At 70.6% G+C, this 22,410-nt stretch carries 17 protein-coding genes; 6 read left to right on the plus strand and 11 right to left on the minus strand.

Features of this window, described 5'->3' with window-relative positions:
* Positions 1-14: 14 nt before the first annotated feature.
* The 8 genes from I5071_RS13300 to I5071_RS13335 form a co-directional block, all read right to left on the minus strand.
* Entirely contained in the window at positions 15-2,492 is a 2,478-nt protein-coding gene (locus tag I5071_RS13300; protein ID WP_236605816.1) for a hypothetical protein, read from the minus strand.
* Complete coding sequence (locus I5071_RS13305) at positions 2,489-3,883, minus strand: YncE family protein (protein ID WP_236605817.1); 1,395 nt, start codon at positions 3,881-3,883, stop codon at positions 2,489-2,491. The genes I5071_RS13300 and I5071_RS13305 overlap by 4 nt, the downstream gene beginning before the upstream one ends.
* Before the next feature lie 29 nt (positions 3,884-3,912).
* Entirely contained in the window at positions 3,913-5,613 is a 1,701-nt protein-coding gene (locus I5071_RS13310; protein WP_236605818.1) for a serine/threonine protein kinase, read from the minus strand.
* 278 nt (positions 5,614-5,891) lie between these two features.
* Positions 5,892-7,544, minus strand: coding sequence for a PEP/pyruvate-binding domain-containing protein (locus I5071_RS13315; protein WP_236605819.1), 1,653 nt, complete (start codon positions 7,542-7,544; stop codon positions 5,892-5,894).
* Positions 7,544-9,610: a glycine--tRNA ligase subunit beta gene (gene glyS / locus I5071_RS13320; protein WP_236605820.1), complete on the minus strand. Its 2,067-nt coding sequence runs from the start codon at positions 9,608-9,610 to the stop codon at positions 7,544-7,546. Before glyS ends, I5071_RS13315 begins: the two co-directional genes overlap by 1 nt.
* A gap of 16 nt (positions 9,611-9,626) precedes the next feature.
* Positions 9,627-10,556, minus strand: a complete 930-nt coding sequence (locus I5071_RS13325; protein ID WP_236605821.1) for a glycine--tRNA ligase subunit alpha — start codon at positions 10,554-10,556, stop codon at positions 9,627-9,629.
* A 50-nt stretch (positions 10,557-10,606) separates the two neighbouring features.
* Complete coding sequence (gene scpB, locus I5071_RS13330) at positions 10,607-12,076, minus strand: SMC-Scp complex subunit ScpB (RefSeq protein WP_236605822.1); 1,470 nt, start codon at positions 12,074-12,076, stop codon at positions 10,607-10,609.
* Positions 12,073-14,139, minus strand: coding sequence for a segregation/condensation protein A (locus tag I5071_RS13335; RefSeq protein ID WP_236605823.1), 2,067 nt, complete (start codon positions 14,137-14,139; stop codon positions 12,073-12,075). Before I5071_RS13335 ends, scpB begins: the two co-directional genes overlap by 4 nt.
* A 249-nt stretch (positions 14,140-14,388) precedes the next feature.
* On the opposite strand from I5071_RS13335, the gene I5071_RS13340 reads away from it, so the two are divergent.
* Positions 14,389-14,964 carry a hypothetical protein gene (locus I5071_RS13340; RefSeq protein ID WP_236605824.1) on the plus strand — a complete coding sequence of 192 codons (576 nt, stop codon included), beginning with the start codon at positions 14,389-14,391 and terminating at the stop codon, positions 14,962-14,964.
* Positions 14,965-15,022: 58 nt separating this feature from the next.
* On the opposite strand, the gene I5071_RS13345 is transcribed toward I5071_RS13340, so the two are convergent.
* Both I5071_RS13345 and bcp read right to left on the minus strand, forming a co-directional pair.
* Entirely contained in the window at positions 15,023-16,093 is a 1,071-nt protein-coding gene (locus I5071_RS13345) for a hypothetical protein (RefSeq protein WP_236605825.1), read from the minus strand.
* A gap of 186 nt (positions 16,094-16,279) precedes the next feature.
* Positions 16,280-16,801, minus strand: a complete 522-nt coding sequence (bcp, locus tag I5071_RS13350; RefSeq protein WP_236605826.1) for a thioredoxin-dependent thiol peroxidase — start codon at positions 16,799-16,801, stop codon at positions 16,280-16,282.
* Positions 16,802-16,988: 187 nt separating this feature from the next.
* Between bcp and I5071_RS13355 the strand changes: the two genes are divergently transcribed.
* From I5071_RS13355 to I5071_RS13370, 4 genes are all read left to right on the plus strand, one after another.
* Positions 16,989-17,630 carry a hypothetical protein gene (locus I5071_RS13355; protein WP_236605827.1) on the plus strand — a complete coding sequence of 214 codons (642 nt, stop codon included), beginning with the start codon at positions 16,989-16,991 and terminating at the stop codon, positions 17,628-17,630.
* Positions 17,631-17,759: 129 nt separating this feature from the next.
* Entirely contained in the window at positions 17,760-18,467 is a 708-nt protein-coding gene (locus I5071_RS13360) for a metallophosphoesterase family protein (RefSeq protein WP_236605828.1), read from the plus strand.
* Positions 18,468-18,469: 2 nt separating this feature from the next.
* Positions 18,470-18,826, plus strand: a complete 357-nt coding sequence (locus I5071_RS13365) for a Rieske (2Fe-2S) protein (RefSeq protein WP_236605829.1) — start codon at positions 18,470-18,472, stop codon at positions 18,824-18,826.
* Positions 18,827-18,844: 18 nt separating this feature from the next.
* Positions 18,845-19,759 carry a GGDEF domain-containing protein gene (locus I5071_RS13370; RefSeq protein WP_236605830.1) on the plus strand — a complete coding sequence of 305 codons (915 nt, stop codon included), beginning with the start codon at positions 18,845-18,847 and terminating at the stop codon, positions 19,757-19,759.
* A gap of 3 nt (positions 19,760-19,762) precedes the next feature.
* Here I5071_RS13370 and map read toward each other — a convergent pair whose 3' ends face one another.
* Positions 19,763-20,611, minus strand: a complete 849-nt coding sequence (gene map, locus I5071_RS13375; protein WP_236607639.1) for a type I methionyl aminopeptidase — start codon at positions 20,609-20,611, stop codon at positions 19,763-19,765.
* A 133-nt stretch (positions 20,612-20,744) separates the two neighbouring features.
* On the opposite strand from map, the gene I5071_RS13380 reads away from it, so the two are divergent.
* On the plus strand, positions 20,745-22,322 hold the full coding sequence (locus I5071_RS13380) for a serine/threonine-protein kinase (RefSeq protein WP_236605831.1): 1,578 nt from the start codon (positions 20,745-20,747) through the stop codon (positions 22,320-22,322).
* Positions 22,323-22,410 lie beyond the last annotated feature (88 nt).

A 22,410-nucleotide genomic window follows, 5' to 3' on the forward strand; every position in this document is an offset into this window, starting at 1 on the left:
CGGCGGGCGCGATGCTACTCGATGAAGAACTCGGGCCCGACCGGCTCGAGCTCGATCACCACGAGACCACGACGCAGCTCGTCGAGCGCGTAGAGCCGATCCGTCAGCGCGCTGAACATCACTTCGTTCGGCAGCGTGAGCGTGCGGCCGCCCGACTGGAGCAGGCCGAGATCGGTCGCGAGCTGCACGGGCACGTCGCCCACGTCGAACGTGATGCTCTGATCGACGATCACCGCCGGACGCCCCTCTTCGAAGGCGAGCTCGAAGCGCAGGCTGGGTCCGACGTAGGGCACGCCCAGCTCGGCGCGCGCGTTGAGGGTCGAGCTCTGCGCCGTGTCGACCACGCAGTTGCCCGCGTCGCTCACGATCACGCGATGCACGAACCCGGTGCGCGAGCCCACCACGGCGTAGCGATCGCCGACGCGCACGTCGAACGAGACCAGCTGGTCCTGGTAGCAGCGCAGCAGGAGCTCGACGTTCGCGCCCTCGCGATCGAGGATCTCCGCGTCGGGCGCGAGCACGATCGCGGAGGCGTACGGCGAGCGCACGCCCGCCGCTTCACCGACGCGGACCTCGTCGATCCGCACGAGCAGCGGCTCGGGCGTCTCGCCCACGTCGACGCCCGCGAGCGCGCGGCACTCGGGATCCTCCGCGGTCGCATCCGGCAGCTCGGCGGTGATCGCCACGAGATCGCCCGGGTACATGTGCTCGGGCTGGTCCTCGCTCAGACCGGCAGCGCCCTCGGGGCCGAGCACGCCGCGCTCGCACAGCGGGATGCGCGTCTCGAGCGCGATCCGGCCGTCGTCGAGCGTGCGGAAGTTGCCCGCGATGCTCGCGGTGCTGGGGATCACGCCCTGCCAGGTGAGCGCCCAGGACTCGGGCTCCGCGGTCCACGGATCGGTGGACGTGCAGATCAGCGTCGCGGGCGCTCCGAACACCGGCGCGATGCCGTCGGGGTCCTCGCACACGATCGGCTGGAAGCTCGGCACCGCGTCTTCATCGGGCACCGAGCCCTCCGCCGAGAAGCGCTGGGTCGATCCCGACAGCGACGCGACCGGCGGATCGGTGAGCGACACCGGATCGGCCACGCGGCTCGCGATCCGCGGCCGATGACGACGGATGAACGAGTACTGCTGACCGCCCTGGAACGACTCCTGACAGTTCTCCCCCGTGCGGCACGGCGCGTCCTCGTCGAGCACGTCGACGTACCGGATCGTTCCGTCGGAGAGCGCGACCGACACGAACACGCCGCGCAGGTTGTTCGCGGAGGGATCGATCGTCGCGTCCTCGTAGTCGCACATGCCGGCGTCACCACGGCGATCGATCGCCGCGATCGCACGGGCCGGCGCGCCGAAGGGCACGCGCAGCACGCGACCGGTCGACTCCGCGGCCACGGGAACGAGCTGCCCGACCGACTCGTCGATCACCATCACCGAGCCGTCGCGCGCGTCGATCGCGTAGATGTAGCGACGCGTCGTGGCCTCATCGAGGCGATCGGGGACCGCCGGCGTGAGCGTGAGATCGAGGATCGGTCCATCGGTCCGGATGCCATCCACGAACGCGCGCGTCGCGAGGTCGTAGCGGTAGATCACGGGACGTGCGGCATCGCCGATCAGCAGCGCGACCGCGTTGCCTTCGTCGTCGCGCGCGACCTCGATCTCGAGCGGCTGCGGCGCGGGCAGCGGATCGGGCGGCGCCTCGAGCGTGACGGTCGGAGGCGGCGTCGCGAGCTCGGGAAGCGTGAGGCCGGTCGCAGCGCACAATGCGATCGTGGCCGGGTCCTGATCCGTCGTGGGAACGACGAGCGTGGGATCGGGCGAAGGCTCGGTGGGCTCGACCGGCAGCGCATCGGGGAGCGGGATCACCTCGAGCGCGCCGAAGCGACAGCCCGTCTCGTCCGACATCACCGGGACGCGCCCGATCACGCCGTCGTCGGGCAGCGTGACGTAGAGCTCGCTCGTCGCGCCGTCGTCGTGGATCACCAGCGCGTTCGGGCGACCGGTGCGTCCCTCGCCCGCGAGCGAGAGCTCCTCGGTGTCCATCCCGGTGCCGAGCGACTCCTCGCGGAAGCGCGCGGTCTCGACGGCCGACAGGCTGCTCGATCCGCGGTTCGCGACCCACGTGCACAGCGGATTGCGATGCGACACCGCGAGCCCGACCGGCACCTCGCCGACCTCGACGAACGTGAACCCGGGGACGCGACGATCGCTGTCGATCACGACCGGCGGATCCGCGCTCAGATCGACCGCTGCGACCTCACCGCGCGTCTGCTGGGTCACGAGCGCGAGCAGCGTGCGATCGCTGGCGTCGCTGCCGGTCGCGCACTCGCTCTGCGCGACCGGGCGATCACCGGAGAAGCACACCAGCTCCATGCGCGCCGGGCGATTGAACGCGCGCGGCGGTGCGACGTTGACGGCCTGCGTGCACGCGCCGCAGAGCGCGAGGAGGAGCGCGGGGACGACCTTGAGGCGCACGGCGAAAGCTCGCTTCATCCGGAGAACGGGCTCGGCGCGTCGGGATCGCCGAGGTACGCGATCAGCCGCGGGGACGCGCCGGTGCGCAGCGGCGAGAGGTCGACGACCCCGATCGTGTTGTTGCGGAAGTTGATGACGAAGAGCAGCTCCCGCGTCGGGTCGTACGCCATCTCGAAGGGCCCCGCGAGGCCCGCGACGGTCGCGATCAGCCCGAGCTCGGGATCGATCACCGAGACGTTGTTCGCGTCGTAGGCGGTCGCGAGAAGGTACGTGCGATCGCGCGGCACGATCGGCCCATCACCGTCGGGATCGAAAGGCACGACCACGCGCTCGAGGCGCGACGGCCCGGACGCCACCGCGAAGATCTCACCGAGCGGCGCGAGGTTCGGCGCGACCGGCGGCACCCGGAAGTCGACCGTGATCACCGCCTCGGGCCGGCGCGCGAGCACCCACGCGCGATCGACGCCGACGTCGAACGCGATGTCGCGCGTGTCCGATCCCACGCCGCCGTCATCCACCCCCGCGAGCGTGATCCGATTCACCACCGCGAGACGGGTGTCGACGTCGGACACGATCGGCGCGACCGCGACCAGGTCGCGTGTCGGACGCGTGCTCGGCGGGGCGCTCGTCATCCACACCGTGCCGCTCTCGGGATCCATCTCGACGCTCACCACGTCGGTCGGGAGCCCCTCGATCACGTCGAAGAGCGTCGGCTGACCGCGCAGATCGTCGAGCAGCAGGCTGCCCGAGCCGTTGCGGTGAATCATCACGATCGCGTCCGACTGGCCGCCGCCCACCAGCGCGCGCGGCACGACCGTCAGCGCGACCGGATCGGTGGGGAGCGAGAGCTCGCGCGAGACCGGCGCGACCGCAACGGTGTTGTGCAGGTCGTCGCAGGCGTCGCCCTCCCCGCACGAGAAGTTGCCGCCCGACAGGTCGATCCACGTGAGGCCGCCGCGCCCGCTGCGCACCGGCAGGTAGATGCGCTCTTCCGTGGGCCCGACCGCGATCCCGTCGGCGTGCGAGGGGATGCGCACCTCGTCCTGGAGGAATACGTCGGGCCGCTCCTCGATGTGGATCTCGCACGCGGGGAGGCCGTCCTCGCCGCAGTCCACGCCGAGATCGTCGACGCCCGCCACCGCTTGATCGATCGCCGCCTCGATCTCCGAGAGGCGCCACGACTGCAGCGAGCCCGACGCGTAGCGCACGTCGAAGTTCGAGTTGACGACCAGCAGGAAGTCGTCGTCGCCCGTCTCCGGCGCTCCGTCGACCACCGCGATCGCGATCGGGAAGTTCAACGTGGCCGCGGGCAGCGGCACCCCGGGGTTGTCGAGGTCACACCCGGCGATCGCGATCGCGAAGACTGTGATGGTCGCGGCGTATCCGACGCCGCATCGCTCCGCCCGCATGAGGCGCGGACCCTACTGCGAACCCTGACTCAGCGCCAGGGGTCGAGGACCTCGCTCTGACCCACGCCATGGTGCTGCGTGGGCGGCGTCGTGTGCTGCTGCGGAGCCGTGCCGCCGGACGAGGCTTCGGGCTGCCTGCGACCACCGCTGCCGCTGCGACGACGCTCGGCGACGAGCGCGATGCGGACCTGCGCCGCGGTCAGCGACGAGAGGCGCACGTCCTGGCTCTGGAAGCCGGGCTTGCGGAGCGAGACCTCGAGCGTCTCGCCCGATGCGGGGCGCGGCAGATCGAAGGGCGTGTTGCCGAGGAGCTCGTCACCGCGCCAGACCTCGACGCCCTCCGGATCGCTCACGAGGTGGATCGTCGGCGAGATCGCGGGCGCGGCCTCGCGGGGCGATTCGACGTCGGTCGACGTGCCCTCGGCGCCCGCAGCGACGCTGCCCGCGCCGGTCTCTTCGGGCGTCGTCGGCGGTGCGACCGGCGGGGTCGGCGGCGTCGGAGGCGGCGTGCTCACGACCGGCGGCGGCGTCACCGCGACGGCGGGCTGCTGCGTCATCACGAGCGCAGCCGCGCCACCACCGACCATGAGCAGGAGCACCGCGACGGTGCCGATGATCATCGGCACCTTGCTCTTCGGCGGCTCGGGCGCGACGTCGCCGACGCCCATGCGCATCATCGACTGCACCGGCACGCGACCGGTGCCGTCCATGCGCGGCATCGTTCCGTCGCGACGCGGCATGCCCGCGCCCGACGCGCGATCGACGCCCTCGACCACGGCGCGCGGCGTCAGTCCCTGCTCGAGCGCGACGAGGTCCTCGCGCACCTCGGACATCGACTGGTAGCGCGCGTCCGCCGACTTCGAGAGGCACTTGAGGATCACGGCCTCGAGCCCGGGCGGGACCTGCACCGGCGGCGGCAGCTCGTGCGGCGCGATCGGCTGCTCGTACATGTGCTTGGTCAGGATCCCCATGAGATTGTCGGCGTCGAACGGCACGCGGCCGCACGCCATCTCGTAGAGGATCACGCCGAGCGCGTAGACGTCGGTGCGGTGATCGACGTTGCTGCCCGCGCACTGCTCGGGCGACATGTAGTGCGGCGTTCCGAAGACCTGGCCGGCCTTCGTCAGCTTGCTCGACGCGCCGCCCACCTTCGCGATGCCGAAGTCGAGCACCTTCACGAAGTCGAGGTCGCCACCTCGCTTGATGAGGTAGACGTTGTCCGGCTTCATGTCGCGGTGGACGATGCTGCGCTCGTGCGCGGCACCGAGCGCGTCGCAGAGCTGCTTCGCGATGTGCACCACGCGCTCGGGCGCCATCGGCGCGCCGCCCTTGTCCTGCGGCGACTCGATCGCCTTCGTCAGCGACACGCCGTCGAGGAACTCCATCACGAAGTAGGTGGAGTTGTCGGGCAGCGTGCCGAAATCACTGATGTCGATGATGTGCTGGTTGCCGATCGCGCTCGCGCTCTGGGCTTCCTGCTGGAAGCGCGTGAGCACCTCGGTGTCGCGCGAGACCTCGGGCTTGAGCACCTTGATCGCGAGCGGCTTGTTCAGCATCGCGTGGCGCGCGCGGTAGACGAGGCCCATGCCGCCCTCGCCCAGCACCGACTCGATGCGGTAGCGCCCGTCGAGCGTGCGGCCGATCAGCGGATCCGGGGGCGGGACCGACGGCGGGCGGTCCTCGACCAGATGGAGGTGCTGTGCCTTGGCCTCGTTGCCGTTGGTGCTCATTCCGCCACCCGGTGTCGATGAAGCGTTCGAAGGAGAAGCGCGCCCGTTCGATGTACGCGTGCAGCGCGCGAGATCTCTACGCGGGACTCGACACGACGGATGTACGGCCGAGCCCCCAAACTCGATTCACGCGACGCGCACGCGATTCGAACGGCCGAGACGAGCGTTCCAGACGGTGCTTGGTGCGTCAAGCGTGGGTTCCTGATTGCAGCGGAGCCGGAACGGCCGAGGCCGCGACGGGCATCCGACCTCTGGATGGCCGCGAGCTTTGGGCTCCGTCACAGCAGGCGCGCGATCACGTCTTCCCAGCCGGGCACGCCGAGCTCGCGCGCCCACTCGAGCACCTCGCGCGCCTCGGGGAGCGCGAACGCGGTCGTGAGCGGGAGCGCGCCCGCGAACACGCGGCCCGTCGCACCGTCGAGCGTGATCATCTCGGGCACGGGAACCACCACGCCCGCAGGTCGACGCACCTCGGCGCACCCGTGATCGACGTCGACACGCACCTCGCTCGCCGAGACGATGCACGGGCGACCGAGCGCGCGCGCGATCACCGCAGCGTGCGACGTGAGGCCGCCCGACGAGGTGAGCACGCCGGCGGCGGCGCGGATCCCCGGCGCGTCCTCGGGGCTGCACTCGGGGCGGATCAAGATCGCGGCCTCGCCGCGCGCCGCGAGCTCGATGGCGGCGGAGGGATCGTAGACGGCACGTCCCGAGATCGCGCCCGGGCTCGCGGGCACGCCGATCGTCAGGGGCGGCTCGGAGAGCTGGTCGTCGGGGGGCAACGCGCGCGAGACGAGCGCGTCGATCACGCGCGGCTCGATCCGCGCGAGCGCGGTCTCGCGATCGATGCGGCCCTCGCGCACGAGATCGACCGCGACACGGATCGACGCGCGCGGCGAGCGCTTCGCGGTGCGCACCTGCAGGAGCCACAGCGTGCCCTGCTCGACGGTGATCTCGAGGTCCTGCGCGTCGCCGTAACGCGCCTCGAGCGCCATCGCGATGCGCTCCAGCTCGGCGAACGCGGCCGGGCTCTGTCGCTCGAGGCTCTCCGAAGCGCGCCGTCCCGAGGCCGCCGCCGAGAGGCCCGCGGGCGATGCACGACCGCCCACGACCTCGTCGCCCTGCACGTGCGGGAGGTACTCGCCGAAGAGGTGCTTCTCGCCGGTCACGGGGTGCCGGGTGAACGCGACACCGCTGCCCGACGCGCCGGTCGCGTTGCCGAACACCATCGCCTGCACGACCACCGCGGTGCCGAGCGCCTCGTCGATGCGCTGCGACGCGCGGAAGTCGCGCGCGCGATCGCGATCCCACGATCGGAGGATCGCGTCGATCGCGGTGCGCAGCTGGGCGCGCGCGTCGTCGGGCGGCAGCACGCCTGCGTCGCGCAGGGTCTGCTCGTGGCGCGCGATCTTCGCCTCGAGATCGCCGGGCGTGATCGGCGGCGGAGGCGTGGTCGCGCGCGCCGCGACGCGCACACCCGCGCGCGCATCGAAGCGCGTGCGCGGAAGACGACCGACGACCGCGCCCCACGACTCGAGGAAGCGACGCCGAACGTCGAGCGCGGCCGCGCGATCGCCGAGCTGGCGCTCGAGCCCATCGATGCTCGCGCTGGTCGCGCCGACGTCGAGCAGCGTGTCGAGCATGCCCGGCATCGAGACCGGCGCGCCCGATCGCACGCTCACCACGAGCGTGTCGCCGAGTCGCTTGCCGGTCGCGCGCGCGAGGTGCTCGAGGCCCGCGTCGAGCTCCTCGTCGAGCTCCGGCGGGAGCGCACCCGTCGCGCGCCATGCACGGAAGAGGTCGATCGAGAGCACGAAGAAGGGCGGCACCGGCAGCCCTTCGTTCGTCGCGTCGATCAGCCCTGCGGCCTTCGCCCCGACGCGCGCCGGGTCCGCGGGAGCTCCCGCACCGGGCACGACGAGGAAGCGCATCACGCCCCGCCGAGCAGATGGAAGTGCGCGATGCGCGTCATCGTGCGCGCGATCGCGCCGAGCAGGCGCAGTCGGTTGTCGCGCACGCGCGCGTCGTCGACCATCACGAACACCTGATCGAAGAAGCGATCGATCGGCTCGCGCAGCTCCTTCGCGACGAGCGTGAGCGCGGCGACGTAGTCGCCCGACTGCGTCGCGATCTCCACGCGCGAGCGGATCTCCGAGAAGCGCGCCGCGAGCGCGCGCTCCGCCTCGTGATCGAACAGCGCGGGATCGGGATCGCCGCTGGGCGCGTCCTTCGCGATGTTGTAGGCGCGCTTGAACGCGACCGCGAGCGACTCGTACGCGGGCATCTTGCGCAGCTCGGCGAGCGCGCGGACGCGCGCGGCGAGGTCGCGGATCGAGCGCCCTTCCCACGCGCCGAGGCACGCGTCGACGAGATCGACCGGATGGCCCTGCTGCTCCGAGAGCAGACCGCGCAGGCGCGTGCGGAAGAACTCGTCGAGCTTCGCGAGGACCTCGTCCTTCTCGCTCAGCTTCTTGCCCTGCGCGTCGTAGGCCCTCCACGCCGCCGCGAGCACGTCGCGGAGATCGACGTCGATCGGGCCCTCGAGCGCGGTGCGCGCGATCGCGAGCGCGGCGCGACGAAGCGCGAAGGGATCGGCGCCGCCGGTGGGCACGATGCCGATGCCGAAGCAGCCCACGAGCGTGTCGGCGCGATCGGCGATCGAGAGCGCGGCCGAGAGCGGCGCGGACGGCACCGCATCGCTCGCCGACTTCGGCAGGTAGTGATCGCGGATCGCGTCGGCGATCTCGGGTTCGACGCCCTGCTGGAGCGCGTACCAGCGGCCCATGAGGCCCTGCAGCTCGGGGAACTCGCCGACGATCAGCGTGACGAGGTCCGCCTTCGCGAGCGGCGCGGCCTTCACCGCGCGGCTGTCGTTCGAGAGCCGCGCGGCGAGCTCGCCGACGCGCACCGTCTTCTCGCCGACGCTGCCGAGCTTCGCCTGGAACACGATGCCGTCGAGCTTCGACGTGCGATCCGCGAGCGGCGTCTGGCGATCGGTCTCGACGAAGAAGCGCGCGTCCGCGAGCCGCGGGCGCAGCGCGCGATCGTTGCCGTTGGTGACGGTCGCGGGAAAGAGCGCGGTGTTCACGACCGCGAGGTAACGCGGCATCAGGCGATCCGCGCCCTTCGCCTTCGCCGCGAAGTAGCGCTGGTGACCGCGCATCACCGCGACGATGACTTCGTCCGGCAGCGACAGGTACGCATCCTCGAACGAGCCCGCGATGACGTGCGGCTCCTCGACGAGCGACGCGTTCTCCTCGACGAGGAACTCGTCGGGCACGAGGTCGCCGCCGATCTCGCGCGCCTTCGCCGCGAGCCGGTCGACCATCACGCGACGACGCTCGGACTCGTCGGCGAGCACGTGCGCCTCGCGCAGGACCGCGAGGTACGCGCTCGCCTCGGGCATCTCGATCTCGCGCGGCGCGAGGAAACGATGGCCGCGCGTGCGCGTGCCCGACGCGATGCCCGCGAACTGCGTCGCGATCGCGTGCTTGCCGTGCAGCGCGACGAGCCAGTGCACCGGGCGCCCGAACGCGACGTCGCCCTGCCCCCAGCGCATCGACTTCGGGAACGGGATCTTCGCGCACGCGTCCGAGAGGATCGCGGGGAGCACCTCGCTCGCCGCGCGACCGGTCTCGCGGCGCGTGACCGCGGCGTACTCGCCCTTGTCGGTCGCGACGACGCGGATCTGATCGATCGAGACGCCGTTCTTCTTCGCGAAGCCCTCGGCCGCCTTCTTCGGTCGACCATCGGCCTCGAACGCTGCGGCCTTGGGCGGCCCGAGCACTTCTTCTTCGAGGTCGGTCTGACGATCCGCGACGTCGTGCACGAGCACCGCGAGTCGGCGCGGCGTGCCGTACGACGACGCCGAGCCGTGCCCGATGCGCGCGTGATCGAGCAGCTGCGTGAGGATGCCGGGCAGCTCCTTCAGCGCCTTCGCGACGAAGGACGCGGGGAGCTCTTCGGTGCCGATCTCGAGCAGGAGATGCGCAGTCATGATCCTTCTGCTCCGATCACTTGGCGATGAGCGGGAAGCCGAGCTTCTCGCGCTGCGCGTAATAGGACTCGCACACCGCGCGCGCGACGTGTCGCACGCGACCGATGTAGCGCTGTCGCTCGGTGACGCTGATCGCGCCGCGCGCGTCGAGCACGTTGAAGTAGTGACTGCACTTCACGACGCAGTCGTAGGCGGGGAGCACGAGGCGCTGGAGCGGATCCTCGATCTCGAAGACGAGCTGATTGCCCTTCTCCTTCTTCTTCGCGAGGCCGAGGAGCTGGTGGCACTGGTCCTCGAAGCGATCGAAGAGCTCGAAGTGCAGCGGCACGTCGGCGCGCTCGAAGTTGTAGGTCGACCACTCCCACTCTTGGCGCTTGGCGATCTCTCCGTACTTGATGCCGCCGCCCCACTCGACCGAGTAGATGTCGTCCTTGTCCTGCAGGTACATCGCGATGCGCTCGAGACCGTAGGTGAGCTCACCGCTGATCGGCTTGCAGTCGATGCCGCCGACCTGCTGGAAGTACGTGAACTGCGAGATCTCGAGGCCGTCGAGCCAGACCTGCCAGCCGAGGCCCCACGCGCCGAGCGTCGGAGACTCCCAGTCGTCCTCGATGAAGCGGATGTCGTGCTTGCTGGGATCGGTGCCGATCGCGCGGAGCGACTCGACGTAGAGCTCCTGGATGTCGAGCGGCGACGGCTTGAGGATCACCTGGAACTGGTGGAACTGCTGCAGTCGATTCGGGTTCTCGCCGTAACGACCGTCGGTGGGCCGGCGCGAGGGCTCGACGTACGCGACGTTCCACGGCTCGGGGCCGATCGCGCGCAGGAAGGTCGCGGGATTGAACGTACCGGCGCCGACCTCGGAGTTGTAGGGCTGCACGATGAGGCAGCCGCGGTCCGCCCAGAACCGCTGGAGTGCGAGGATCAGCTCCTGGAAGGTCTTCATGGTGTCCGTCGAGTGCAGGAAAGAAATGCCGAGCAGAGGCTGACGAGAGCTCAATCGTCGTCGTCGTCGTCGTCGTCGTCGTCGTCGTCGTCGTCGTCGTCGTCGTCGTCGTCGTCGTCGTCGTCGTCGTCGTCGTCGTCGTCGTCGTCGTCTTCTTCTTCTTCTTCTTCTTCGTCTTCGTCCGAATCGTCGCCTTCGTCTTCGTCCGAATCGTCGTCTTCGTCTTCGTCCGAATCGTCTTCTTCGTCGTCGTCCGAATCGTCTTCGTCTTCGTCGTCTTCGTCCGAATCGTCGTCTTCGTCGTCCGAGTCTTCTTCGTCGTCGGACTCGGCATCCGCGCGCGAGACGGGCGTGTCGTCTCGCTCCGCGTCGGGCTCGTCGTCGCTCGCGCGGTCGGTCCCGAGCTCGAGCTGCTCTGCGCGCGCGCGCTCGGCGACCTCTCCGTCGAGCTCCTTCGCGGCCTCCTCGAGCTCTTCGTCCGAGTACTCGCGCTTCTCGACCGCGATGTCCGCGATGCCCTCGATGGCCTCGCCGGTGCGGCGCTGGAAGAGCGCGCGGCTCTCCTCGTTCAGCTCCGAGTACTCCTTGAGCGTCGGGAGATCCGAGAGCGACGCGAGCCCGAAGAACTCCAGGAAGTAAGGAGTCGTGCCGTAGAGCAGAGGGCGCCCCGGCTCGTCCTTGCGCCCGATGATCTTCACCAGGTTCTTCTCGAGCAGGACCTTCATCGCCGAGCCCGAGTCGACGCCACGGATCTCGTCGACCTCGGGGCGCGTGATCGGCTGGCGATACGCGATCATCGCGAGCGTCTCGACCTGTGCGCGCGTGAGGCGCACCGGCTTGCGCGCGACGAGCTCTCGCACGAACGGCGCATTCGCCGCCGCAGAGCGGAACTGGTACCCACCCGCGACCTCGATGAGCTCGATGCCGCGACCGCGATAGTCCTCGATGAGCAGGTCGAGCAGCCGCTGCACTTCCTTGGTCGTCGAGCCCGCGATCTTCGCGATGCGGTTCGCAGCGAGCGGCTTGTCGCTCACGAAGAGCAGACTCTCGATCACGCCCTTCAGATGATCGGCGCCGACCGAGAGCGGCGGTGCCTTCTCGAGGCCCGGTCGATCCTCGGTGTCCTCGCCGGGCAGCGCGCCACTCTCGTCGTCGGTCGCCTCGTCGAGCCCGAGCGCGCGCGCGAGCGCGGGGTCGACCGGCGCGAGATCGCCCTCGGCATCGGGCGATACGGCAGTGTCGGCGTCGACCGGGGGCGCCTCGACCGGCTCGGGCTCGACGACCTCCGCTTCGGCGAGCTCGTCGGGCGCGGCGTCCGTGGCCTCGACGGCGCCCGCCTCCGCGAGCACGCGCGCGACGATCGCGTCCGCAACCTCGTCGACCGCGCGAACGACGTCCTGGTCGTCCTGCGAGAGCGCGGTCTCGTCGGCAGTGCTCGTCGCGGCGCCCTCGTCGGTGCTGACGTCGTCGAGCCCGTCGCCCTCTCCGGAGCGGGGCTTTCGCTTGCGCGGGCGGCTCATGATTCGGGGGGCTCGGCGGGGCGCGGATCCTGCGCAACGTCGCGTTCGAGATCAAGGAGCGCGAGCTCGTCCTCGGCCGCGGCGCGTTCGAGCTCGTCATCGGACGCGTCGGGCTCGGGGTCCGAGACGCCAAGATCGTCAGCGCGCTCCGACACGTCCTGCTCGCGCGCGTGGCTCGCCGCTTCCGCCGACTCGTCGTGCTCTCGCGACGCGGTCTCGATGTCCGAGGCGGGCTCGATGTCCGAGGCGGGCTCGATGTCCGAGGCGGTCTCGATGTCCGAGGCGGTCTCGATTGCCGAGGCGGTCTCGATTGCCGAGGCGGTCTCGATTGCCGAGGCGGTCTCGATGTCCGACGCGGTCTCGATTTCCGAGGCGGTCTCGATGTCCGACGCGGTCTCGATGTCCGAGGCGGTCTCGATTTCCGAGGCGGTCTCGATTTCCGAGGCGGTCTCGATTGCCGAGGCGGTCTCGATGTCCGAGGCGGTCTCGATTGCCGAGGCGGTCTCGATTGCCGAGGCGGTCTCGATTTCCGAGGCGGTCTCGATGTCCGAGGCGGTCTCGATTTCCGAGGCGGTCTCGATTTCCGAGGCGGTCTCGATTTCCGAGGCGGTCTCGATGTCCGAGGCGGTCTCGATGTCCGAGGCGGTCTCGATGTCCGAGGCGGTCTCGATGTCCGAGGCGGTCTCGATGTCCGAGGCGGTCTCGATGTCCGAGGCGGTCTCGATGTCCGAGGCGGTCTCGATGTCCGAGGCGGTCTCGATGTCCGAGGCGGTCTCGATGTCCGAGGCGGTCTCGATGTCCGAGGCGGTCTCGATGTCCGAGGCGGTCTCGATGTCCGAGGCGGGCTCGATGTCCGACGCAGTCTCGATGTCCGACGCAGTCTCGATGTCCGACGCAGTCTCGATGTCCGACGCAGTCTCGATGTCCGACGCAGGCTCGATGTCCGACGCAGTCTCGATGCCCGACGCAGGCTCGACGTCCGACGCAGGCTCGACGTCCGACGCAGGCTCGATGTCCGACGCAGTCTCGATGTCCGACGCAGTCTCGATGTCCGACGCAGGCTCGATGTCCGACGCAGGCTCGATGTCCGACGCAGTCTCGATGTCCGACGCAGTCTCGATGCCCGACGCAGGCTCGATGTCCGACGCAGGCTCGACGTCCGACGCGCTCTCGGGCGAAACACTCTGGGCCGCGGCGACGTCGTGCGTGTCGCGCGGCGCGCCCTCCGATGCGCTCTCGAGCGCCGCGACGTCCGAGTAGTCGCCCTCCCCCGGCCCGCTCGCGCTCTCCTCGGTCCCGTCCGCGTCGAGCACTCGGTATTCGAGGTGGATCGGCGCGATGGGCTCGCTCTGGTACACGCGCGCCAGACGTCGCTTCGCCATCTCGAGGATCGCGAGGAACGTCACGACGACGTCGTACATCGACTTCACGTCGTCGAAGAGCTCGTCGAACGTGCAGCGTCGCTTCGTCCGCAGTCGCTCGGTGAGCTGCGACATGCGGTCCTGGATGCTCACGCCCTCCGCGGTGATCTGGAACGCGAGGTCCTGCTTCGCGCGCTTGAGCACCGCCTGGAACGCGTCGAGCAGCTTGAAGAGACCGACGCCCGCGAGCGCCGCCGGGCCCGTCGCCTCCGGCGCCTCCATCCCGCGCAGGAACACGTCGCGCCCCTGCACGCCGCGCGCACCGAGGTCCTCCGCCGCCGCCTTGTACTTCTGGTACTCGAGCAGCCGGCGGATGAGCTCCTGACGCGGGTCGATCTCTTCTTCGTCCGCGCTCTCTTCCGCTTCCGCCGTCGGGTCCGGCGGCAGCAGCGACTTGCTCTTGATGTGCGCGAGGGTCGCCGCCATCACGAGGTATTCGCTCGCGATGTCGAGGTCGAGCCTCTCCATCACGCGGATGTACTCGAGGTAGCGCTCGGTCACGAACGCGACCGGCAGGTTCACGATGTCGAGCTCGTGCTTCTGGCAGAGGTGCAGGAGCAGATCGAGCGGGCCCTCGAAGCTCGGAAGCTTGAGCTGGAAGTTGGGATCCAGCGGCTCGGGCGTGGGCGAGGACGACGACATCGCGGGGCTCGTGCACGCGATCGCGCGGAGACGAGCGGGTCCGTGTACCCTTCCCGTTCCCCGGAGTCAAAGGGCGCACGCGGTCGCGCCGGAAGTGCGCGAATTCGTTCTTACACCCACTGCGGCCGCCATGACACGCGCGTCTCGCTCGCCCGGGTGAGACGACACGTTTCCGCGAGGGTCCCTCGTGGCATGACGAATGCTGATTCCGCGGGCATGACCCCTGTGGAGCGCGCTCGGGAGCGTCTCGTGCTCCCCTTCGACCGCGGATCGTTCGCGCGCGACGCGGTCGACTCGACGGTCGCGTACGTCGGTGTCGAGCACGCACCTCCGGGTGCATCGCGCACCCGCCGCGCCGCCGACGGCACCCTCACGCTCGAGACGCGCCTCGTGGGGCGCGTCGGTGACGTGGGACCCCAGGGCTTCGTCGTGGAGCACGCGGGGTTCCCGGCGCGCGTTCGACACCTCTTGCCCGCAGCGCTCGAGCTGCGCGCGCTCGGCGGTCACGACGTCTCGCTCGATCTCGAGGAGCGACTGCACGCGGGCCGCTGCACCGTGGACGCGCGGGTGCGCGATCGCGACGACGGCGCGCTCGTGCTCTGGACGCACGACGGCGAGCTCCCCGAGGATCGTGTCGCGCACGGGCTCGCGCTCCGGATGCGCATGGGCGACGAGGCGCGCGGGCTCGTGATCGCGCATCGCGGCGGCCTCGTGATCGTGCGCGCGCCCAGCGTCGTCGCGGTCGATACCGAGGTCGGCCCGATGCTCTTCGTGGTGCTGCGGCTCGGCGACGAGGACGTCGCGTTCGTGGCGCTCGCGAGCTGAAAACGCGACGAGCCCGCGAGGAGCTCACTCCTCGCGGGCTCGGGGTCGCGACGCGCTCTCAGGGGAACGGAAGTCCGCCGTCACCGAGACCGGGGAAGCCACCGCCCGCGCCGCACTCCGTGCGGAACGTCAGGGGCGGCTCGAACATCGGTCCGCAGGTCGGCGGCGCGACCGGCGCGCCCGGCGTCAGTCCGAGCGGCACGCCGCAGATGTCCTCTTCGCCCGTGCACGTCGTGCCGCACCCGCCGCAGTTCGCCTCGTCCACGGCGATGCACGTCCCTTCGCAGCAGATCTCGCCGCAGGTCGCGCCGAACGTGCCCGACATCGGGCGCTCACACACCTCGGTCCCGCAGCGGCACTCACCGCCGACGCAGGTCTCGCCCGCGCCGCACGCCGTCCCGCATGCGCCGCAGTTCGCTTCGTCGGTCATGACGTCGATGCAGCCCGTCGAGCAGCACGCGGTGCCGCCGGTGCACGCAACACCGGCCGACGAGCACTGACAGGCGCCGCCGACGCACGACTCGCCCGCCGCGCATGCATTGCCCGGCGCGCCGCAGTTGCGCGGATCGTTCGAGGTGCTGACGCAGGTGAAGCTGCCCGCCTGGCTCACGCAGAGCTCGCCCTCGCGGCACTGATCGAGCGAGCCGCACATGCAGCGCGGGGTGCCCATCGCGGCACCACCGGGGATCGAGCACGCGCTCGCGCGCTCCTCGTCGCACGCGATGCCGCAGCCGTTGCACGAGTCGAACGACGGGTCGCTGCGTCCATCGCCGCCGAACGCGTAGCCCACGCGCGACACGCACGTCGTGCCGCAGCAGCGCTCGGTCGAGCCGCACATCGGACGGCAGTCGCCGCCCGAGCCGCCGTCCCCCGGAAGGCCGCCATCGCCCTGCACGCCGGGCACGCACGCCGCCTCGCGGCAGATGCCGGAGGGACAGTGCACGCCGCACCCGCCGCAGTTGTTCGGGTCGTTGACGATGTCGCGACAAGCGATCCCGTCGCTCGCGCTACAGCACATGTAGAAGGTGGGACACGCGGGATCGCACTCTGGATCTCCGCCGTTGTTCGCACACCCGGCGCTCCCCGCGGCGAGCGCGAAGAAGCCTGCGAGAAAGCCAGTCCGTTGCATCCAAGCGACGTTCATCTCGTACATCTCCACGCTGCGAGGCCCACACGAGCTCGGGCAGCGTACGCAATCGCCCACAGCAGCGGAAAGACGCGCCGCGTCGTGTTCTTGAGCGATCTCACTGGAAGATGAGCCGTCGCACGGAGATGCGTGTCCGGACCGGCCAGCACGCGTCCGGAGCGCACCGGATCAGGCGTCGATCGCGGCGAGCACGGCGTCGACGTGCCCGTCGACCTTCACCTTCGGGAAGACCTTCTTCACCGTGCCGTCGGGGGCGATCACGACCGTGCTGCGGATGATCCCCATCGACTTCTTGCCGTACATGTTCTTCTCGCCCCACGCGCCGTACGCGTCGATCACCTGGCCTTCGCGATCACTGAGCAGCGGGAAGTCGAGCGAGTGCTTGTCGCGGAAGCGGCAGTGCGACTCGATGCTGTCCTTGCTCACGCCGAGCACGACCGCGTTGCGCTTCGCGAGCTCGGCGCGCGCGTCGCGGAACTGGTGCGCTTCGAGCGTGCAGCCCGGCGTGTCGTCCTTCGGATAGAAATAGACCACGACGTTCTTGCCGCGCAGCGCGGAGAGCGAGACGTCGTGTCCGTCGCTCGAGGGAAGCGTGAAGTCGGGCGCAGGCGCGCCCTCGCGCAGCTTGGTCTCCGACTTCGATGCTGCGGTGGTGGTCTTCTTCGCGGGTGTCTTCTTCGCGGTCGCCATGCGCGCGAGTCTAGTGGCGCGCGCGGCTCGCGATCGAATGAGCAAGCTCACGAACGACGGGGGCGCAGGGCCCCGCCCGTTGACCACGTTTGAGCGCTGGCGTATTTGCGCCGCTTGTTCTGGGCGGCCGGGCAGGTGGCCGTGATTCGGGGGCAGCCCCGCTGAGGAGGATGTTCGGATGGATCGGATGGCACTTCGACTTGCGATCGTGTGCGTCGCCCTGGTGGGCCTGGTCGCGTGCGGCGACGACGACTCGCCGGTGATCACATTCCCCGACGGCGGCGGCACGGACTCGGGCACCGGCGGTGGCACCGACGCGGGCCGCACCGACTCGGGCACGCCCGACACCTGCCCGCCGGGCACGGGCCGCGCGCCCACCGGCAACGTCTGCGCGGCCGCGACCGCGACGTGCATCGAGGCCGCGACGACGCAGGAAGCGTACGAGGCGTGCATCGACGGCGATCCGATGGCGGACAACTGCGGCGCGTGCATCAGCAGCGAGCTGATCGCGACGTGCTCGGCGACGGGCGTCTGCGACAACGAGTTCGGCGAGATCGGCTGCTGCCTGAACGACGAGTGCGCGAGCGCGGCGGATCAGAACGCGTGCGTCGAGGCGGCGCTCGGCACCGGCGGCGCGTGCGAGGGTCAGTGGAACGCGTTCGTGACGTGCGCGAACACGGCGGCGAACGGCGGCCGCTGCGGCAACACCGACCTCTGCTTCATGGCGGCGGCGACGTTCGCGCCGAGCTTCGACGCGCGCAGCTTCCCGTTCTTCCCGGAGCTGCTCACGGCGGCCCGCGGCGCGCAGTGCGGCGCGCTGCTCCAGTGAGCCGTCCTCGGTAACGACGGTCACGCTCGACGAAGAGGCGACGATCTCCGGATCGTCGCCTCTTCGCGTTTCGAAGCGCATCTTTCGGGTTTGCAGTTGCAGCGCGGGGGCCCAAGCTCGCGGCGATCGATGTCCGCACGCACCGTCATCGTCGGCGACGTCCACGGCTGCCTCGACGAGCTCGAGCGACTCCTCTCGCAGATCGCCCTCACGCGCGACGATCGCCTGGTGATGGTCGGTGACCTCGTCGCGAAGGGACCGGAGTCGGTGGGCGTCGTGCGGCTGCTGCGCGAGCTCGGCGCGCAGTCGGTGCTGGGCAACCACGACGCGAGCCTGCTGCGCCTCCGCCGCGATCCCGGCGCCGACGTGAACGACGCGCTGAAGAAGGCGGCGCGCAAGCTCGACGAGCCCGAGTGGGCATGGCTCGAGGCGCTGCCCTATACGATCTCGCTGCCGGAGCACCGCGCGCTCGTGGTGCACGCGGGGCTGGTGCCGGGTGTCCCGCTCGATCGCCAGAAGCCCGAGGACATGCTGACGATGCGCTCGATCCGCGAGGACGGCACCGCGAGCAAGAGGCTCGACGACGGCACGCCGTGGGCGCGGCTCTGGGTCGGTCCGCAGCACGTCTACTTCGGGCACGACGCGGTCACCGGGCTGCAGCAGCATCCGTTCGCGACCGGGCTCGACAGCGGCTGCGTCTACGGTGGCCGCCTCACCGCGTGCGTGCTGCCGCAGCGCGAGCTGGTGTCGGTGAAGGCGAAGCGCGTCTACGCCGAGCCGGGCAAGGCGATCGCGGCGCGGCACGCGAGCGAGAGCCAGAAGCCCAAGAAGAAGTGAGCGTGAGCGATCCCCTGCGCGTCCGCGTCGGACCTCGATCGAGCCTGGGCCCCGAGCGCGTGCTCACCGCGCGCATCTCGAACGATCACGACGGCACGCCGCGCGAGGTGATCGTGCTGCTGGACGACACGGGCGGGCTGCGCGCGTACGTGAACCGCTGCAAGCACCTGCCCATCCCGATCGACGGCGGCTCGCGACGGTTCTTCGACGACGACGGGCGACACCTGATGTGCGGCACGCACGGCGCGCTCTTCCGGCGCGTCGACGGCTACTGCATCGAGGGCCCGTGCCGGGGGCGCGCGCTGGATCGCGTGGAGATCGAGGTCGACGAGAGCGGGACGATCTGGGCGCTCGGTTGAGCTACGATTCGTCTCCGCATGAGCAGTCGCTCCGCGTCGGGCCCGGGTGGGACCGTTCGTCTCGAAGATCCCACCGATTTCCGGGCGGAGGTCGCGCGCGCGATCAAGACGCGGCTCGCGCCCGTGCTCGTGGTGATCGCGGGGCCGGACCTCGGGACCTCGCGCCGGCTCGATCGCACGCTGACCATCGGGCGCGCGCCCGACGCGGGGCTCTCGCTCGCGGACACCAGCGTCTCGTACCTGCACGCGCGCATCGAGGATCGCGGCGATGCGTGGGCCGTGGTCGATCTCGGCAGTACCAACGGGATGCGCGTCGACGACCTGCCCTGTCGCGAAGCGGTGCTGCGTCCCGCGACGAAGATCCAGGTCGGCACCACCGTGCTGCGCTTCGAGGTGCAGGACGAGGACGATCAGGCCTACGACGAGATGCTGCAGCGCCTGATCAGCATCGACGATCTCTCCGGGCTCTTCGTGCGACGTCGCTTCGATCGCGAGCTCGCGCAGATGATCACCGGAGCGCGTCAGGCGAGCGAGCGCGTCGCGCTGCTCGTGATGGATCTCGACGGCATCAAGCGCATCAACGACACCCACGGGCACCTCTTCGGCGCGCACGTGATCGGCGAGGCAGGACGGCGCATCGCCCGCGCGATCGCCGGGCAGGTGGGCGCGATCGCGTGCCGGTTCGGCGGCGACGAGTACCTCGTGGCGGCGCCGCGCCTCGACACCGAAGGCGCGAGCGCGCTCGCCGAGCAGCTGCGCGGTGTGATCGCCGACGAGCCGTATCCGAAGGACGGCGTCGAGCTGCGCGTGGGCGTGAGCATCGGGCTCGCGGTGTTCCCCGACGAGGCGGCCGACACCCAGCAGCTCTTCCAGCGCGCGGACGAGGCGATGTACCGCGCGAAGCAGTCCGGGAAGAACCGCGTCAGCCGCTGACGCTCAGGTGCCGGCGGGATTGCGCGCTTCGAACGCGGCGCGCGTCGAGAGCGGGCCCACCGACGTCCACGGCTTGTCCTCGCTCGAGCGCAGCACGCCGCGCCGATGGGTGAGGACCTCGCAGCCGGTGCGCGTGACCAGCACCGTGTGCTCGAACTGTGCGGACAGCGAGCGATCGCGGGTCACGACCGTCCACTGGTCGTCGAGCATCTCGGTCTCGTAGTGCCCGACGTTGATCATCGGCTCGATGGTGAAGACCATCCCGGCGCGCAGCCGCTGCCCTGCCCCGCGCTTGCCGTAGTGCGGCACCTGGGGCGGCATGTGGAACTCGCGCCCGACGCCGTGCCCGACGTACTCGCGCACCACCGAGCAGCCGCGGCCCTCCGCGTACTCCTGGATCGCCGCGCCGATGTCGCCGATGCGCGCGCCGTCCTTCACCTGCGCGATGCCGAGCTCGAGGCAGTGCCGCGCGGTCTCGGTGACGAGCTTCGCCTCCGCGCTCGGCTCGCCGATGTAGAACGTCGCGCTGGTGTCGCCGTGAAAGCCGCGGAAGTACGTCGTGACGTCGACGTTCACGATGTCGCCGTTCTCGAGGCGACGCTTGCCCGGGATGCCGTGGCAGACGACCTCGTTGACGCTCGTGCACACGCTCTTCGGGAACGGACGAGGCGCGCCGCCCGGCTTGTAGTTGAGCGGCGACGGGATGGCATCGTTCGAGACGATGAACTCGTGCACGAGCGTGTTGACCTCGTCGGTCGTCATGCCCGCGCGGAGCTTCTCGCCGACCATCAACAGACAGTCCGACGCGAGCTGACACGACGCGCGCATCCGCTCCAGCATCGAGGGCGTCATCAGCTCGACCGATCCCACGTCTTCTTCTGCCTCCGCAGCGATTGCATCTAGCGCAACGGTTCTCGCGTGACCAGTGGGGCGAGCGCTTCTCTCGTGCTTGTGCACGCAGGCGCGCTCGTGGAAGGCTCGTCCCGTGAGCGCGGGCGCCGGCGATCCGATCGTGGGGCGCGTGCTCTCGGGGACGTACCGCATCGAGGCACGGCTCGGCGCGGGCGGCATGGGCGCGGTGTACGCGGCGCGTCACGTCCGCACCGGCAAGGCCTACGCGGTGAAGGTGCTTCTGCCGGAGATCGCGGCGCGCACCAGCGCGCTCGATCGGTTCCGTCGCGAGGCGCACGCGCTCGCCGCGCTCGGGCACGCGCACATCGTCGCGATCCACGACTTCGATCAGACGCCCGAGGGCATCGCGTTCCTCGTGATGGATCGGCTCGAGGGCGAGGATCTCGCGGCGCGCTTGCGTCGCGGCCCGCTCGCCCACGACGTCGCGCTCTCGATCGCGGATCAGATCGCCTCCGGGCTCGAGGCAGCGCACGGGATCGGGCTCGTGCATCGCGATCTGAAGCCCGCGAACGTGTTCCTCGCGCACGTTCCCGGCGCGGGCGAGCGCGCGGTGTTGCTCGACTTCGGGCTCGCGAAGAGCCTCGCCGAGGATCCGGTGGGCGCGATCACGTCGACCGGCGTGGTGATGGGAACGCCTCACTACATGTCGCCCGAGCAGGCGCAGGGCGCAGCGCTCGACGCGCGCACGGACCTCTGGTCGCTCGGGGTGATCCTCCACGAGATGTTGAGCGGTCGCCCGCCCTTCGAGGGCGCGACGATGGCCTCGCTCTTCGTGCAGATCCTCACGCATCCGACGCCCTCGCTGCGGGCGCGGGGCGTGGTCGTGGGCGACGCGCTCGAGTCGCTGCTGCAGCGCGCGCTCGCGAAGAGCCCGAGCGAGCGTTTCCCCGACGCGACGACCTTCCGGCGCGCGCTGCACGCGATCGGGAGCGGCGCGCACGTGATGGTGCCGCCGACGATGGGCGCGACCCCCGCGACGCGCGCGACCCCCGCGGGCATCACGCCGATGGGCAATGCGTTCGCGACGACGGGCACCGGGCGCGAGCCGAGCAGCGCGCGGGCGAGCTCTCGCGCGATGTGGATCGTGCTCGCCGCGTTGTTGGCGCTCGGCGTCGTCGGAGTCGGTGCGACGATCGCGGTCGCGGTGATCGCGACGTCGATGCGCGCGAGCGAGACGAGACCGAGCGAGACGCTCGCGAGCACGCCGCCTCCGCCGCCACCGGTGATCGACGCCGGCGTGATCGCAGCGGCCGACGCGGGAACGGTCGCCGAGCCCGATTCCGGCGCACCGGTCGAGGTCGCGACGAGACGCACGCGGGCTCGACGGGCCGCGCGCGAGGAGCCGGTGCGCGACGAGCCCGCGTCGAGCGGCAGTCCCGTACCGCCGGGGTTCGACACCAGCGCGCCCGGCGCGGCAGAGCGCGTCGCGGCGCGCCCGTTCATCTCGAGCGGCGACTGGGCCGGCTGCGTGCGTGCGCTCCGAGGTGCACCGCCGACGCGCGAGGTGCTCTGGGATCGCGCGAGCTGCGCGTTCCAAGCGCGCGATCGCGCGGAGCTGGAGCGCACGTGCGCGACCCTCGAGCAGCGCTTCGCGGGATCGCCTCAAGCGCGCGGCTGTCAGGGCCTGATCAGCGCGATGGCGTATCAGTGACGGAAAGAAAATGGGCCTCGAAGGGGGCGACCTTCGAGGCCCGGCTCGACGCGCGGGGCGAACGCGCGACGAGCGGTACGAGCACGTC

Origin of the sequence: Sandaracinus amylolyticus (assembly GCF_021631985.1) — a bacterium.
In the GTDB taxonomy this organism is placed as follows: Bacteria; Myxococcota_A; Polyangia; order Polyangiales; family Sandaracinaceae; genus Sandaracinus; species Sandaracinus amylolyticus_A.

Bases quoted from the DNA above. Each gene is read 5' to 3' on its own strand.
- I5071_RS13315 (WP_236605819.1), bottom strand. From the start codon at position 7,544: ATGCGCTTCCTCGTCGTGCCCGGTGCGGGAGCTCCCGCGGACCCGGCG.
- I5071_RS13345 (WP_236605825.1), bottom strand. From the start codon at position 16,093: ATGCAACGGACTGGCTTTCTCGCAGGCTTCTTCGCGCTCGCCGCGGGG.
- I5071_RS13305 (WP_236605817.1), bottom strand. From the start codon at position 3,883: ATGCGGGCGGAGCGATGCGGCGTCGGATACGCCGCGACCATCACAGTC.
- scpB (WP_236605822.1), bottom strand. From the start codon at position 12,076: ATGAGCCGCCCGCGCAAGCGAAAGCCCCGCTCCGGAGAGGGCGACGGG.
- I5071_RS13335 (WP_236605823.1), bottom strand. From the start codon at position 14,139: ATGTCGTCGTCCTCGCCCACGCCCGAGCCGCTGGATCCCAACTTCCAG.
- glyS (WP_236605820.1), bottom strand. From the start codon at position 9,610: ATGACTGCGCATCTCCTGCTCGAGATCGGCACCGAAGAGCTCCCCGCG.
- I5071_RS13310 (WP_236605818.1), bottom strand. From the start codon at position 5,613: ATGAGCACCAACGGCAACGAGGCCAAGGCACAGCACCTCCATCTGGTC.
- I5071_RS13360 (WP_236605828.1), top strand. From the start codon at position 17,760: ATGTCCGCACGCACCGTCATCGTCGGCGACGTCCACGGCTGCCTCGAC.
- bcp (WP_236605826.1), bottom strand. From the start codon at position 16,801: ATGGCGACCGCGAAGAAGACACCCGCGAAGAAGACCACCACCGCAGCA.
- I5071_RS13325 (WP_236605821.1), bottom strand. From the start codon at position 10,556: ATGAAGACCTTCCAGGAGCTGATCCTCGCACTCCAGCGGTTCTGGGCG.
- map (WP_236607639.1), bottom strand. From the start codon at position 20,611: ATGACGCCCTCGATGCTGGAGCGGATGCGCGCGTCGTGTCAGCTCGCG.
- I5071_RS13355 (WP_236605827.1), top strand. From the start codon at position 16,989: ATGGCACTTCGACTTGCGATCGTGTGCGTCGCCCTGGTGGGCCTGGTC.
- I5071_RS13370 (WP_236605830.1), top strand. From the start codon at position 18,845: ATGAGCAGTCGCTCCGCGTCGGGCCCGGGTGGGACCGTTCGTCTCGAA.
- I5071_RS13300 (WP_236605816.1), bottom strand. From the start codon at position 2,492: ATGAAGCGAGCTTTCGCCGTGCGCCTCAAGGTCGTCCCCGCGCTCCTC.